Here is a 14,314-nt window from a genome sequence, read left to right as displayed (position 1 = left end):
CCCCCACCCACCCGGCAGGCGCGGAGAGCCTTTCACGCAGCAGGCGGCTGGCAGACTCGGGAAGGATGCAACAACATTTCTTTACAAGATTTGAGGATTTACCCTCCGGATGTTAAGTTTGGGACCGATAACATCCACATCCCTCCCCGAATAGAGCAGCCTCAAAAGGACCTGCCAGATGTCGATTGCCGTTCCGCCCACGCCCGCGGCAGCCGCCGCGCCCGAGGCGACTTCCGCGAGCCGTCCGCTGCTGAGCGCATGCGAGGCTGCATGCTTCACGCCTGCGCGTTACCTCGCGCAGGGGGGGCTGCTGTCCGCCCTCGACGGTGAATGGCAAGCGCGCGCCCTCACGCTCGAACACGCCGACTTCACCGTGGGCGAAGGCGGCAGCCATGCCAGCGTGCAGGCCGCAGTCAATGCCGCGATCCGCAGCGGCCGGCGTGGTCGCCAATACATCCGCGTGTTGCCCGGCTGCTATCGCGGCGTGGTCTACATCCCGGCTGACGCGCCCCCGCTGACGCTCTTCGGCTCGGGAGCGACGGCCGCCGAGGTGCGCCTGGAGCTGACGCTGGATTCACGCATGAGCGTGGCCGACTACATCGCGGCGGTGAATCCGGCAGGCGAATTCCAGCCCGGCGACCCCGCCTGGTACATGTACGAGGCCTGCTCCGGCGTGCCGGCCGGCCAGCTGATCGACACTCCGGCGGCGGCCGTGTTCTGGAGCCAGGCGCCGGATCTGGAGCTGTGCCGCCTGAGCATTACCAACACCCTGCTCGACACGGTCGACGGCAGCACCCACCAGGCCGTGGCGCTGCGCTCGGATGGCGACCGCACCCGGCTGGAGGACGTCCGCCTGGTCAGCCGTCAGGACACCTTCTTCTGCAACGCCGGCGAACGTGCCGGGCCCGACAATCGCCTCGGCGCCTACCCGACCGACCGGATCGCACGCGTGTACGCCCGCCACTGCTACATCGAAGGCGATACCGACTATGTGTTCGGCCGCGCCAGCGCGGTCTTCGAGGCCTGCCACTTCCACTCGGTCTCGAGCCGCCACCTGCGCCCGGCGATCATCTTCGCGCCGAACACGCCGCATGACCGCCCCACCGGCTTCCTCGCGCTGCAGTGCCGCTTCACCGGGGATGCCTTCCATCGCCAGCAGGGCCAGTGCTGCCTGGGCCGCTCCTGGGATTTTGCCGCCCGCAACGGCTATCTGCCCGGCGTGACCAGCAACGGTCAGGTGCTGGTGCGCGACAGTCACATCGACGAGGCCTACAGCCTGGCCAGCCCCTGGGGTCGGGCCGCCACCAGTGCGCGGCCGCATGCCGGCAACTGCGCAGCCGGCCGCGATCTGGACGATCCGGCCTTCAACCGTCTGTGGGAATTCAATAATCGCGGACCCGGCGCACGGCCGGCCTGAAATCCGGCGCGGATGAACTTCCCGCCGCGCTGATGGACTAAACTGCGCCCATGCTTCGCCTCCTGCGCCACTGCCTCCTGCTGATGCTGATGCTGACAATCCCTGTCCAGGGCGTGTCGGCGGCACTCATGGCGGCAATGGGTCCGCATCATGAAAGCGGCATGACGCAGTCGGCCACCAGCTGCCATGAAGACGCCTCGGCGATGGCCGACAGCAGCCCGCATCTGCCGGGCAAACCCGTGCCGGCCAAGGGCAAGGTCTGCAGCACCTGCTGTGCCGGTGTCATGGCGGCCAGCGAAGCCGTGCTCCATCCGGTCGCCCGCCCGGCGCGGCATTTCGGCGCCAGCGAGCGCCCCTCGCCCGAAGGCGTCATTCCCGCCGGGCTCGAACGCCCGCCCAGACAGCTCTCCTGAAGCAAGGCCCCCGCACGTCCGCCGTTTGCGCACGTGTCCGCTTTTCACCTTTCAGGAAAGACCCGTCATGAACTTCCGTATCGCCCTCGCGAGCGCGCTGCTCGCCCTCTCCGCATTTGCCCTGCCGGCCTTCGCCCAGACCGCCGGCCACGACCATCACGCCGCTCACATGAACGCGGGCGACGAACTCACGCCGGCCGAAATCCGCGCGCTGGACCTCAAGGCCGGCAAGATCACGCTGCGCCACGGCGAGCTGAAGAACCTCGGCATGCCCGGCATGACGATGGTCTTCGCGCTGGATCGCAAGCTCGCGCTGCCCGCCGGCCTCAAGGCCGGTGACAAGGTGCTCGTGCGTGTCGAGGATCTCGGCGGCACGCTGACGGTCACCACCCTCAAGCGCTGAGGAGAGCCCCATGTTCTCCGGACCCCTGCGGGCGGTCTGGCTGAGCGTCGCCCTTGCCGGGGCGGCGCCGGCCGCATTCGCCCTCGAATCCCCCGGCGGCACGCCGCTGGGCCTCGCCGAAGTCCAGCGCCTGGCCGAAGCCCGCGCGCCGCAACTGCAGGCCCTGCAGGCGCGCGAATCGGCGGCGCGCGAAATGGCCGTCTCGGCGGCTCAACTGCCCGACCCGGTTCTGAAGCTGGGCGTCAGCAACCTGCCGGTCAGCGGTGAAGCCGCCTGGAATCTCGGCCGCGAAGGCATGACTATGCGCACCGTCGGCGTGATGCAGGAACTCACCCGCGGCGCCCGGCGCGAAGCCCGGCGCGAGCAGGCTGGCCGCGAAGCCGACATGGCCCGCGCCGAAGCCGGTCTCAGCCTTGCCACCATCCGCCGCGAAAGCGCGCTGGCCTGGCTGGATGTGGCCTGGATGACGCGCATGTGCACGGTGCTCGGCGAGCAGATCAGCGAACTGCGCCTGCAGCAGCAGGCCGCCGAAGCCGCCTTCCGCAGCGGGCGCGGTCTGCAGGCCGGCCTGCTCGGCGCAGCACTCGCGCTGGGCCGTGTCGAAGACCAGCTCGCCGGCACCGAACGCGAGCTCGCCTCGGCGCAGGCCAGGCTGGCGCGCTGGATCGGCGAAGCGGACGCGCGCCGCCCGGCCGCCGACGCCGAATCCAGCCTCGCGCCGCCGGCCGTTGCCACGCCTGCCGAGGATCTGCGCCACCCCAGCCTGCTGCTCGCCGAGCGGCGCGTGGCGCTGGCAGACGCCAGTGCGCGCCTCGCCCGCGAAGACCGCACGCCCGACCTCGCGGTGGAAGTGATGTATGGCAAGCGCGGCGCCGCCTTCAACGACATGGTGTCAGTGAATCTGGTGATGCCGCTGCCCTGGAACCGCGCCGGTCGGCAGGACCGCGATCTCGCCGCCGCACTCGCGCGGGCGGATGCCGCACGTGCCGAGCAGGACGACGCGCAGCGCGAATACCGCGCCGAAGAAGCCGCCGCACGCAGCGAATGGCAGCTCAATCAGCGCCGCCTCGCCCGTTATGACACACAGCTGGTGCCGCTCGCCACGCAGCAGGTGGAAGCCACGCTCGCCGCCTACCGCGCCGGCACTGCCACGCTCGACATGACGCTCGAAGCCCGTCGCGCCCTGATCGACACCCGCATGGAACGCCTGCGCACCGCGCTGGATGCCGCGCGCAGCCGCGTCCGCCTCGATTACCTCGCCCCGCAGGCCGGCCAGCCGACGCCTGCGCAAGGAGACGCACGATGAATCACCCCCTCAAGACCAGCGCGCTCGCCGCCGCGCTGCTGATCGCGCTGGGCGCGGTCGGCTATGGCGGCTACCGCCTCGGCACGCAGCATTCCGCCCCCGCCGCCATGACAGCCAGCGGCGACGCGAAGATCGACCCGGCCAGCGGCCGCCGCGTGCTCTACTGGCACGACCCGATGGTGCCCGGCCAGCGCTTCGACAAGCCGGGCAAGTCGCCCTTCATGGACATGCAGCTGGTGCCGGTCTATGCCGACGCCGGAGGCGATGACGGCGGCATCAGCGTGAGTGCGCGCCAGACGCAGAGCCTGGGCCTGCGCACCGCCACCGTGAGCCGCGCCACGCTGGCGCCGCAGCTCGATGCGAGCGGCAGCGTGGACTGGAACGAGCGCGGCCTCACCGTGATCCAGGCGCGCAACACCGGCTTCGTCGAAAAGCTCTTCGTGCGCGCCACGCTGGATCGCGTTGCCAAGGGCCAGCCGCTGGCCGAGCTGTATGTGCCGGACTGGATTGCGGCGCAGGAGGAATTCCTCGCCGTCACGCGCATGCAGGGCGACACCGCCGCGCTGGTGGACGCTGCCCGCGCCCGCATGCGTCAGGCTGGCATGAGCGACGCACTGATCGCGCAGGTGGAAAAGAGCGGCCGCGTGCAGACGCGCATCACGCTCACGGCGCCGGCGGCCGGCAGCGTGGTGGAGATCGCCGCGCGCGAGGGCATGACGGTGAGTGCCGGCAGCACGCTGTTCCGCCTCAACGCGCTCGACAGCGTGTGGGTGAATGCCGCCGTGCCCGAAAGCCAGGCCGCGCTGCTGCGCCCCGGCATGGCGGTGGAAGCCAGCGCTGCGGGCTTCCCTGAGCAGCGCTTCCAGGGCCGGGTGCAGGCCATCCTGCCGGAAGTGGAAGCCGCCACGCGCACGCTCAAGGTGCGCATCGAGCTGGCCAACCCCGGCGCACGGCTCTCGCCCGGCATGTTCGTGCGCATCACGTTTGGCGCAGCAGCACGCGAGGTGCTGCAGCTGCCGGCTGAGGCGCTGATCCGCACCGGCCGCCGCACGGTGGTGATGCTTGCCGAAGGCGAGGGCCGCTACCGCCCGGTGGAGGTGGAAACCGGGCAGGAGGCTGCCGGCATGGTCGAGATCCGCAAGGGTCTGGACGCCGGCCAGCAGGTGGTGGTCTCCGGCCAGTTCCTGCTCGATTCCGAAGCCAGCCTGCGCGCGACCGGCACCCGCCTTGCCGAGCCGGCAGCTTCCGCCCCGGTGCTCGCCAGCGCGAGGACGCATGAGGTGATGGCGGTGTTCGAGTCGCTGGTCGATGACATGGCCATGATCTCGCACCCGCCCATCCCCGAGCTGAAATGGGGCGCGATGACCATGGGCTTCCGGCTGCCGAAGGAAGGCTGGCCGAAGGACATCGCCCCGGGCGCGAAGGTCCATATCGCCTTCATCGTGCCGGAGAGCGGCGAGCCGCAGCTCACCCATGTGATGAAGGTGGAGGGCGGGAAATGATCGCGCGCCTCTGCTTTGGTAGCCCGGATGCAGGCCAAAGGCCGGAATCCGGGACGGATGGCTGCATCCAGGATGGCCCCGGATTCCGCTCCGCTGCATCCGGGCTACGCATGAGGGTCGGATCATGATCGCGAAGCTCATCCACTGGTCGATCACCAACCGCTTTCTGGTGCTGATCGCCACGCTCATGCTCACGGCATGGGGCGTGATTTCGCTGCAGCGCACGCCGCTCGACGCCCTGCCCGACCTCTCCGACACGCAGGTGATCATCCGCACCAGCTGGCCGGGGCAGGCGCCGCAGATCGTCGAGAACCAGGTCACCTATCCGCTCACCACCACCATGCTCTCGGTGCCGGGCGCGAAAACGGTGCGCGGCTTCTCCTTCTTCGGCGACTCCTTCGTGTACGTGCTCTTCGAGGACGGCACCGACCTCTACTGGGCGCGCTCGCGCGTGCTGGAGTATCTGAACCAGGTGCAGTCGCGCCTGCCGGCGGCGGCAAAAGCCTCGCTCGGGCCCGATGCCACCGGCGTGGGCTGGATCTACAGCTATGCGCTGGTTGACAAGACGGGCAAGCACGACCTCGCCCAGCTGCGCTCGATCCAGGACTGGTTCCTCAAGTACGAGCTGAAGACGGTGGCAGACGTCGCCGAAGTGGCTTCGATCGGGGGCATGGTGAAGCAATACCAGGTGGTGCTGGACCCCGACCGCCTGCGCGCCTACTCGATCAGCCACGAGGCGGTGGTGAAGGCCCTGCAGGCCGCGAACCAGGAGACCGGCGGCGCGGTGCTGGAGCTCGGCGAAGCCGAGTACATGGTGCGCACCTCGGGCTATCTGAAAACGCTGGACGACTTCCGCAAGATCCCGCTGCGCAGCACCGACGCGGGCGTCTCCGTGCGCCTGGGCGATGTGGCCACGGTGCAGACCGGGCCCGAGATGCGACGCGGCATCGCCGAGCTCGATGGCGAGGGCGAGGTGGCCGGCGGCGTGGTGATCCTGCGCAGCGGCAAGAACGCGCTCGCAGCGCTGCATGCGGTCAAGGCGAAGCTGGAAACGCTCAAGTCCAGCCTGCCGGAAGGCGTGGAGATCGTGCCCACCTACGACCGCAGCGGCCTCATCGAGCGCGCGGTGGAAAACCTTGGCCACAAGCTGATCGAGGAATTCATCGTCGTCGCCCTCGTGTGCTTCCTGTTCCTCTTTCACCTGCGCTCCTCGCTGGTGGCGATCGTCACCCTGCCGCTGGGCGTGCTGATGGCTTTCATCGTCATGCGCTGGCAGGGCATCAATGCCAACATCATGAGCCTCGGCGGCATCGCGATTGCCGTCGGCGCGATGGTGGATGCGGCGGTGGTGATGATCGAGAACGCGCACAAGCATCTGGAGAAATGGGCCCACGCCCATCCCGGCGAAAAGCCCTCACCCGCCACGCACTGGCGCCTGATCGCGGATGCTTCGGCAGAAGTGGGCCCGGCACTGTTCTTCTCGCTGCTGGTGATCACCCTCTCTTTCATCCCCATCTTCACGCTCGAAGCGCAGGAAGGGCGGCTCTTCGCGCCGCTCGCCTTCACCAAGACCTGGGCGATGGCGGCCTCCGCCGCGCTGGCCGTGACTCTGGTGCCGGTGCTGATGGGCTACCTGATCCGCGGCCGCATTCCGGACGAGCAGAAGAATCCGCTCAACCGCGCACTGATCGCGCTCTATCGCCCGCTGCTCGACCGCGTGCTGGCCTGGCCGAAAACCAGCCTGGCGGTGGCCGGCGTGGCGCTGCTGCTGAGCCTGTGGCCGCTGCAGCACATCGGCGGCGAATTCCTGCCGGCGATGGACGAGGGCGATTTGCTCTACATGCCCACGGCATTGCCCGGGCTCTCCGCCGGCAAGGCCGGCGAGCTGCTGCAGCAGACCGACCGCCTGATCCGCTCGGTGCCCGAGGTGGCGCATGTGTTCGGCAAGGCCGGCCGCGCTGAAACGGCCACCGACCCGGCACCGCTGGAGATGTTCGAAATCACCATCCAGTTCAAGCCGCGCGAATCATGGCGGCCGGGCATGACGCCGGAGAAGCTCGTCGAGGAGCTCGACCGCACGGTGAAGGTGCCGGGCCTGGCGAACATCTGGGTGCCGCCGATCCGCAACCGCCTCGATATGCTCGCCACCGGCATCAAGAGCCCGGTGGGCATCAAGGTGGGCGGCGCCTCACTCGCCGAAATCGAGCGCCTCACCACGCAGATCGAGCACATCGTGAAGGCGGTGCCCGGCGTGAGCTCGGCGCTGGCCGAGCGCCTCACCGGCGGCCGCTATGTGGATGTGGATGTCGACCGCGATGCCGCCGCCCGCTTCGGCATGAATGTGGCCGACGTGCAGAGCGTGGTGGCCTCTGCCATCGGCGGCATGAACGTGGGTGAAACGGTGGAAGGCCTCGCCCGCTATCCGATCAGCGTGCGCTACCCGCGCGAACTGCGCGATTCGGTGCAGGCGCTGCGCGAACTGCCGCTGGTGGGGCCGACCGGCCAGCGCCTGCTGCTGGGCGATGTGGCGCGCATCCGCATCAGCGACGACGCGCCCATGCTCAAGAGCGAAAACGCGCGCCTCTCCGGCTGGGTCTATGTCGACATCCGCGGCCGCGATCTGGCGCGCACCGTGCACGACATGCAGCGCGCGGTGGGCGAGCAGGTGAAGCTGCCGCCGGGCTATGCCATCGGCTGGTCCGGCCAGTTCGAGTACATGGAGCGCGCCGCTGCGAAGATGAAGATCGTGGTGCCCGCCACGCTGCTGATCATCTTCCTGCTGCTCTACCTCACCTTCCGCCGCGTCGACGAGGCGCTGCTGATCATGGCGACCCTGCCCTTCGCGCTGGTGGGCGGCATCTGGCTGCTTTGGCTTTTGGGCTACAACCTCTCGGTAGCCGGGGCGGTGGGCTTCATCGCGCTGGCCGGCGTGTCGGCCGAGTTCGGCGTGATCATGCTGCTCTACCTGCGCCACGCCTGGGAAGACCGCCTCGCCGCCGGCCAGCACGGCAGCGAAGCCCTGCTCGATGCGATCCGCGAAGGCGCGGTGCTGCGCGTGCGGCCCAAGGCGATGACGGTGGCGACCATCCTCGCCGGCCTGTTTCCCATCATGTTGGGCACGGGCACCGGCTCGGAAGTGATGCAGCGCATCGCCGCGCCCATGGTGGGCGGCATGATCACCGCGCCCCTGCTCTCGATGCTGCTGATTCCGGCAGCCTGGCTGCTGATGCGGCGGCGGGCCGCCACACAGGTCGAGCCGAATGCCGGTGACATGAGCTGAGTGCTTGCCGGGGCGCTGCCGGCTTCTGCCGCCCCGACTACTCCGCCGGCCAGCACTCCAGCTTGCCCGGCAGCACCTTGCGCTCGATCCGGCCGGCCGGATCGATGAGGGCTTCGAGCGTGTAGCCGACCACGCTCGGGTCCGCTGCCGCGTCCGCACGTCGCTCGGGCGGCAGATCGTTTTCCAGCTGTTCGTAGGCCGCCGCGCAGTCGGGCGCATCGCCCTGAAGCCCGGTCAGCCGCTGGATCACCGCCCAGCAGCCGGCGAGATCCTGCCGCAGCGAACAGTCCGCCAGGTGCATCGCGCGGTAGCGCAGGCGCAGCCCGGTGGCGGGCGCCGGCCCCGTCAGCTCGACGGCCTCCAGCCGCTCGATCAGGGCCTCATGCAGTTTCCTGAAATTGAGGGCGTCATACACCAGCAGGTAGCTGCCTCCATTGAAGCCATCCGCACTTTCAAAGAAGGCGAAGCGGCCTTTCACGCCCATGAAGTAGCCGGCGCCATCGGATTCCGGAATCGTGCGCTCGCCGCGCGCCGGAGCCACCCTGCAGGCGGGTGCCTTCTGCCCGGGTGCGAGCCGGGTGATCGCCAGGCGCTCGGCGCCGACCTCGCCGCGATCAACCTGCTTGACCACGAAACCCGGGTGCACGATGCAGTCCAGCCAGGCTTCGGCCTGCGGATTCACCGGATCCCGTTCGAGCGGCAGATGCTCATGGGCAAGGGGAGCGTCGAAAAGCCCGGCGGCCTGCGCACCGCTCACGCAGCACAGGGCGGACAAGCCGGCCATCAGAAGGGAGAAGAGTTTCATCAGCGGGAATCCTGCGGGGCGCACACCGCGCCCTCAGCCATGCTGAGCTTTTTCGGCATCGGGCTGAAGCTTTCCCTTCTCGGCGAGGTAATCCACCAGACAGTCGACGAAGCTGCGGATCTTGGCCGAGAGATGCTTGCGGCTGGAATAGACCGCGTAGATGCCGATCGGCGCCATGCGGTAGTCCGGCAGGATTTCCTCCAGCTGGCCCGACTCCACCTCGGCACGGACGAGGAATTCCGGCTGGCACATGATGCCGTGGCCGGCGATGGCCATCTGGTTGAGCAGGTCACCATTGTTGATGCGCAGCGTGCCGCCCACCTTCACGACCTGCTCGCCATCCGGCCCCTGCAGGCGCCATTCATTGCCGATCGAGGCGTAGCTGTAGAGCAGGCAGTTGTGGCCGGCCAGTTCCGCCGGCGTGCGCGGCCGGCCGTGCTGTGCGAGATAAGCCGGGGACGCACACATCATCATGCTGTCGGTCGCCAGCCGGCGGGCGATCAGGCTGGGCTCGGGCGAGGGACCGATGCGCAGCGCGAGATCGAGCCCGTTGTCGATCAGGTCGGTGCGGCGGTCACTCAGGAAGAGGTCCAGATGCACCTCGGGATACTGCTGCATGTAGCGGCTCAGCATCGGCGCCATGTGCCGCACCGCGAATGACACAGGCATGGTCACGCGCAGCGTGCCGTGCGGCCGGGCGGTGAGGCTCACCGCCTCGGCTTCGCTCTCGTCGATGTCGGCCAGGATCTGGCTGCAGCGCTCGAAATAGGCCAGACCGGAGTCGGTCAGCGAGAGCTTGCGGGTGGTGCGGTTGAGCAGGCGGGTGCCCAGGTGCGCTTCGAGATGCTGGACATGCTTGGAAGCCATGGCGGTCGAGATCGCGAGCCGGTTGGCCGCGGCGGTGAAGCTGCGTGTTTCCACCACCGTGGCAAAAACCCGCATGCTGGTCAGCGTATCCATCTGCTCATCCTTCAGACCGGGCGGGAATACCCGCCTGCATTATCAACGCGCGAGAAATGATTTGTCGCCGTTTGCGTTGTTTATCCCTCTTGTGTGGATCGATAGAGTCGGGACATCCGATTTCCAATCCTGACCAGACTGTCAAAAGTCCGCGGTCAAACACTCTCCGGGAGACAACCATGTCCTCAAGCAGCTTCCTCCGGGATTTCGATCCCATCGTTCCGATCCGCGTGGCCGCCGGCCTGCTCTATGTACCGCACGTCTTCTTCAAGCTCTTCGGCATGGCCGGCTCCGCCGCCTTCTTCGCCCGCGCCGGCTTCCAGCCGCCGATGTTCTTCCTGATCCTCGCGCTGGTGATGGAAACCGTCTGCGCGATCGGCCTCACCTTCAACATCCTGACCAAGTGGATCGGCCTGATCTCGGCCAGCGTGCTGGCCGTGGCCGCCTACGCGACGATCGCCACCAAGGGTCTGGGCTGGTTCTGGAATCTCGGCGGCGTCGAGTATCTGTTCGTCTGGGCCGGCATTTCGGTGGTCCTGGCGCTGGACGCCTGGAAGCGCGAGCTGAACAGCTACGGCCGTTTCTCCTTCCTCTTCCCGCAGCGCGCCTGAACGCCGCACGCTGCTGAAGCGAGCCCTGTCCTGCGTTGCGGGACAGGGCTTTTTTGTGCCCCGGAAACGCCGATCGTGACGACAACCTTCATGGCTCGATGCAGCGCTCCACGCCCGGTGACGAACGGCCCGGGCCCGCGAAAAGCCCCGCCCTGCAAGCGAATCCGCTCCATGCCGTAAGCATTTCCGGCCGCCCATTCGTCATATCCGTCGGATAAGGGTTGTCCCTTACTCCGGCGGCTCCCAGACTGCGCGCGCCGTATCACACAACAGGCCGTCAAGCGGCCGGACAGACTGGAGAAAACCATGCACTTCCGCAGCAAACCCCTGTTCAGCGCCCTCGCGCTGGCTTCCTTCCTCGCCACCGGTGCCGCGCAGGCCGGCCCGATCGGCTACGCCGCCGGCACCACCGGTGGCGGCAGCGCCACGCCGGTCACGGTCAGCACGCTGGCCCAGGCCCAGGCGGCCGTCGATGCCTATTCCGGCAGCGGGGGCCTGGTTCTGAAATACACCGGCAGCTTCGATTTCTCGACCATCACCGATGCCTGTGCACAGCACGGCAAGGCGGCGCAGATCCTCGAGATCAAGAACAAGGGCAACATCTCGATCATCGGCGCCGACGGCTCCTCGGCCAACTTCGGCATCCGCGTGGTGGGTGCGTCGAGCAACATCATCATCCAGAACATGAGCATCGCGCTGACCCCGGGCGGCTCGGACTCCGACATCGTGTCGATCGAGGGCAACTCCACCGGCGCGCCGGGCTATGTCTGGGTGGACCACAACACCTTCTACACCTCGATGGTCGAATGCGGCGGCGCGGGGGACACCGAGTTCGACGGCATGATCGACTCCAAGAAGGGCGCGCATCACATCACGCTGTCGTACAACTACCTGCACGACCATCACAAGATGAGCCTCAACGGCTACACCGACAGCGACACCTCCAGCCGCTACATCACCTGGCATCACAACTGGATCGAGAACGTGGGCTCGCGCGCGCCGCTGCAGCGTGGCGGCCTCTCGCACCTCTACAACAACTACTTCAACAAGCTCGTCACCTCGGGCGCCAACCTGCGCATGGGCGCGGTGTCGCTGATCGAAGCGAACTACTTCGAGAACTCGCAGAACCCGGTGACCTCGCGTGACAGCTCCGCGCTGGGCTACTGGGACCTGCGCAACAACAACATCACCAGCCCGAACGACTTCGGCACCTACGGCATCACCTGGGTGGCGAGCGATTCGTCGCCCAGCAAGGACGCGACCGACTGGACGACCACCCGGAGCTATCCCGAAGCCCTCGGCTACAGCTACAAGGCCTGTGCGGCGGCGAGCGTGAAAACGGTGGTGAAGAGCCTCGCCGGCGCCGGCAAGGGCCTCAGGACCGATGACGACTGCAGCCTGAGCGGGAGCAGCAGCAGCGCATCAAGCAGCACGGCGAGCGCCGCCAGCAGCGCGAGCTCCAGCAAGAGCAGCAGTGCGGCCAGCAGCACGGCCAGCTCGAGCGCCGCATCGAGCAGCGCAGCAAGCAGCAGCGCCGCATCCTCCAGCACGGGCGCGCCGACCCTGAGCGGCAGCGGTGACTATCCGGACGGCTTCGGCAAATGCGCCGCCTTGGGCGAAACCTGCAGCGTGAGTGCCGGCACCGGCTGGGTCGCCTTCGGCCGCAAGGGCCACTGGGTCAGCAAGTATGTGGGCGTGGGCAAGAGCATTGCCTGCACGGTCGCGGCCTTCGGCTCGGACCCCGCCGGCAACCCGAACAAGTGCGCCTACCAGAAGTGAGCCGGGACCGGCTCGTCCGGTCCGCCTCCTGAAGCCCGCCCGACAGCCCGCTGCCGGCGGGCTTTTTTCATTCGCCGGCCACCCTGGCGGATTGAGCGCGCAGCAGTGCCACCCGCCCCGGCACATGTCCGCGGCATGCCGGCGGCAAGCGCGCTCGCGACCCCGGATTCCGCGCTGCAGCAAGTTTTCCGGCCTGCCCGGGACTGCTGCTAACCACTATAGCGGGCAAAGGGAAGGCGTCCGATGATTCCCGCAAGGCCGGCTTCAAGCCGGCTCATACAGGTGCAGTCCCGAGGCTGCCGGATACCCAAGGAGAGAAGATCATGAGCATCACCCGTCGCAGCCTGCTGCTGGGCGCCGCCTGCGCGCCGCTAGCTACCCTGTTGCCGCGCATGGCTTTCGCGGCGCCCCTGTTTGATTCCATCAGCATGTTCGTGCCGGCCGCCCCCGGCGGCGGGTGGGACAGCACCGCCCGCGCCATTGAGGCCGCAGCCCGCGCGGCCGGCCTGGCCGGCGGCTTCCAGTTCGAAAACGTGGCCGGTGCCGGCGGCATGGTCGGCCTGCCGAAGTTCGTGAACCAGCGCAAGGGTCAGGGCAATGCGCTGATGGTCGGCGGCTCGGTGATGGTCGGTGCCGGCATCGCCAACAAGAGCCCGGTCACCATCCGCGACGTGACGCCGATCGCGCGGCTGACCGAGGAATCCAGCGTCATCGTGGTGCCGGCCGCCAGCCCGCACAAGAGCTGGAAGGATCTCGCCACCGCGCTGGCCGCGAACCCGAAAGCCGTCAGCGTGGCGGGCGGCAGTGCCGGCGGCACCGACCACCTGCTGCTCGGGCTGCTGGTCAGGGCGCTCAAGGGCAATCCGAAGGACGCCGCCTATGTCGCCTTCTCGGGCGGCGGCCAGGCGGTAGCTGCGGTAATCGGCAATCAGGTCACCGCCGGCATCTCGGGCTATTCGGAATTCGCCGAACACATCAAGGCGGGCCGCCTGCGCGCGCTGGCCGTGTCCGGCAACAAGCGCATTCCGGGTGTAGACATTCCCACGCTGAAGGAGCTGGGCACCGATGTGGCCGCCGCCAACTGGCGCGGCGTGTTCGCGCCCCCGGGCATCAGCCCGGCGCAGCGCCAGGCGCTGACCGACTTCATGGCCGCGCTGAGCAAGTCGACGGCCTGGCATGAGGTGCTCGAGAAACGCGAATGGACGGACGTCTTCCTCGCCGGGCCGGCCTTCCAGACCGAGCTCGACCGCGACCTGGCGGAAACCGAAGCCGTCATGAAGAGCCTGGGTCTCGCTTCATGAGCGCTCCACGCAAGGCCTTTGCAGTGGCCGCCGGCATCGCCATGTTCGGCGCGGCGGTGGCCCTGCTTGCCGCGGTGGCACACATTCCGAAACCGGTGCTGGACGACGGCCTCGGGCCACGCATGCTACCGGCCCTGGTGGCCGGCTTCCTGCTGGTGCTGGCCATGGGCTTCACCCAGGCGGCCTGGCAGGGCCGCGTGCCCGATGCCGTCAATGATCCGGAGGAAGCTCCCGACCCCGGCGGTCTGGCGCGCGCGGGCTGGCTGGTAGCCGGCCTCGTCACGCTTTTCTGCCTGCTCGCCTTCACCGGCGTGGGCCTGGCCGGCATGGCGGGTTTCGCGCTGTTTGCCAAGGCCTTCGGCAGCCGGTCCTTTCCGCATGCGCTGCTGATCGGCGCGATCCTGACCCTGGTCGTCTGGGCGCTCTTCGATCAGCTGCTGGGCGTGCAGCTGGGCGGGCTGATCCATGTCGGCAGCTGGCGTCTGGGCTGAACCCGCGAACCTTGCGCCGGCCGCTGGCCGGCCCCTCCGACTGAGG

At 68.3% G+C, this 14,314-nt stretch carries 12 protein-coding genes; 10 read left to right on the top strand and 2 right to left on the bottom strand.

What is annotated here, in order from left to right:
• Positions 1-178 precede the first annotated feature (178 nt).
• The 6 genes from ABDB87_RS07955 (at position 179) to ABDB87_RS07930 (ending at position 8,321) form a co-directional block, all read left to right on the top strand.
• A complete protein-coding gene (locus ABDB87_RS07955; protein ID WP_345925739.1) occupies positions 179-1,417 on the top strand; it encodes a putative acyl-CoA thioester hydrolase in 1,239 nt (412 codons plus the stop codon).
• Between the two features lie 50 nt (positions 1,418-1,467).
• Positions 1,468-1,830, top strand: coding sequence for a hypothetical protein (locus ABDB87_RS07950; RefSeq protein ID WP_345925738.1), 363 nt, complete (start codon positions 1,468-1,470; stop codon positions 1,828-1,830).
• A 67-nt stretch (positions 1,831-1,897) separates the two neighbouring features.
• On the top strand, positions 1,898-2,233 hold the full coding sequence (locus ABDB87_RS07945; protein WP_345925736.1) for a copper-binding protein: 336 nt from the start codon (positions 1,898-1,900) through the stop codon (positions 2,231-2,233).
• A 10-nt stretch (positions 2,234-2,243) separates the two neighbouring features.
• Positions 2,244-3,539: a TolC family protein gene (locus tag ABDB87_RS07940; protein WP_345925734.1), complete on the top strand. Its 1,296-nt coding sequence runs from the start codon at positions 2,244-2,246 to the stop codon at positions 3,537-3,539.
• Positions 3,536-5,041: an efflux RND transporter periplasmic adaptor subunit gene (locus ABDB87_RS07935; protein ID WP_345925732.1), complete on the top strand. Its 1,506-nt coding sequence runs from the start codon at positions 3,536-3,538 to the stop codon at positions 5,039-5,041. Before ABDB87_RS07940 ends, ABDB87_RS07935 begins: the two co-directional genes overlap by 4 nt.
• Positions 5,042-5,165: 124 nt before the next feature.
• Positions 5,166-8,321, top strand: a complete 3,156-nt coding sequence (locus tag ABDB87_RS07930) for an efflux RND transporter permease subunit (protein ID WP_345925730.1) — start codon at positions 5,166-5,168, stop codon at positions 8,319-8,321.
• A 37-nt stretch (positions 8,322-8,358) separates the two neighbouring features.
• Here the strand turns inward: ABDB87_RS07930 and ABDB87_RS07925 are convergent, their stop codons facing one another.
• Positions 8,359-9,126 (bottom strand): hypothetical protein, encoded by a 768-nt coding sequence (locus ABDB87_RS07925; RefSeq protein WP_345925728.1) that lies wholly within the window; start codon positions 9,124-9,126, stop codon positions 8,359-8,361.
• Between the two features lie 33 nt (positions 9,127-9,159).
• A complete protein-coding gene (locus ABDB87_RS07920; protein WP_345925726.1) occupies positions 9,160-10,086 on the bottom strand; it encodes a LysR family transcriptional regulator in 927 nt (308 codons plus the stop codon).
• Positions 10,087-10,265: 179 nt separating this feature from the next.
• Here ABDB87_RS07920 and ABDB87_RS07915 point away from each other — a divergent pair, with 179 nt between their 5' ends.
• From ABDB87_RS07915 to ABDB87_RS07900, 4 genes are all read left to right on the top strand, one after another.
• Positions 10,266-10,697 (top strand): DoxX family protein, encoded by a 432-nt coding sequence (locus tag ABDB87_RS07915; RefSeq protein WP_345925723.1) that lies wholly within the window; start codon positions 10,266-10,268, stop codon positions 10,695-10,697.
• A 306-nt stretch (positions 10,698-11,003) separates the two neighbouring features.
• Positions 11,004-12,476 (top strand): pectate lyase family protein, encoded by a 1,473-nt coding sequence (locus ABDB87_RS07910; RefSeq protein ID WP_345925721.1) that lies wholly within the window; start codon positions 11,004-11,006, stop codon positions 12,474-12,476.
• Between the two features lie 323 nt (positions 12,477-12,799).
• Positions 12,800-13,777 carry a Bug family tripartite tricarboxylate transporter substrate binding protein gene (locus ABDB87_RS07905; protein ID WP_345925719.1) on the top strand — a complete coding sequence of 326 codons (978 nt, stop codon included), beginning with the start codon at positions 12,800-12,802 and terminating at the stop codon, positions 13,775-13,777.
• The gene (locus ABDB87_RS07900) at positions 13,774-14,268 is read left to right on the top strand and encodes a tripartite tricarboxylate transporter TctB family protein (protein WP_345925717.1); all 495 of its coding nucleotides are present in this window, start codon (positions 13,774-13,776) and stop codon (positions 14,266-14,268) included. The genes ABDB87_RS07905 and ABDB87_RS07900 overlap by 4 nt, the downstream gene beginning before the upstream one ends.
• Positions 14,269-14,314: the final 46 nt, after the last annotated feature.

Origin of the sequence: Uliginosibacterium paludis, from assembly GCF_039631355.1 — a bacterium.
GTDB classification, from domain to species: Bacteria; Pseudomonadota; Gammaproteobacteria; order Burkholderiales; family Rhodocyclaceae; genus Uliginosibacterium; species Uliginosibacterium paludis.
This window is presented reverse-complemented; position numbering and strand designations above follow the sequence as displayed.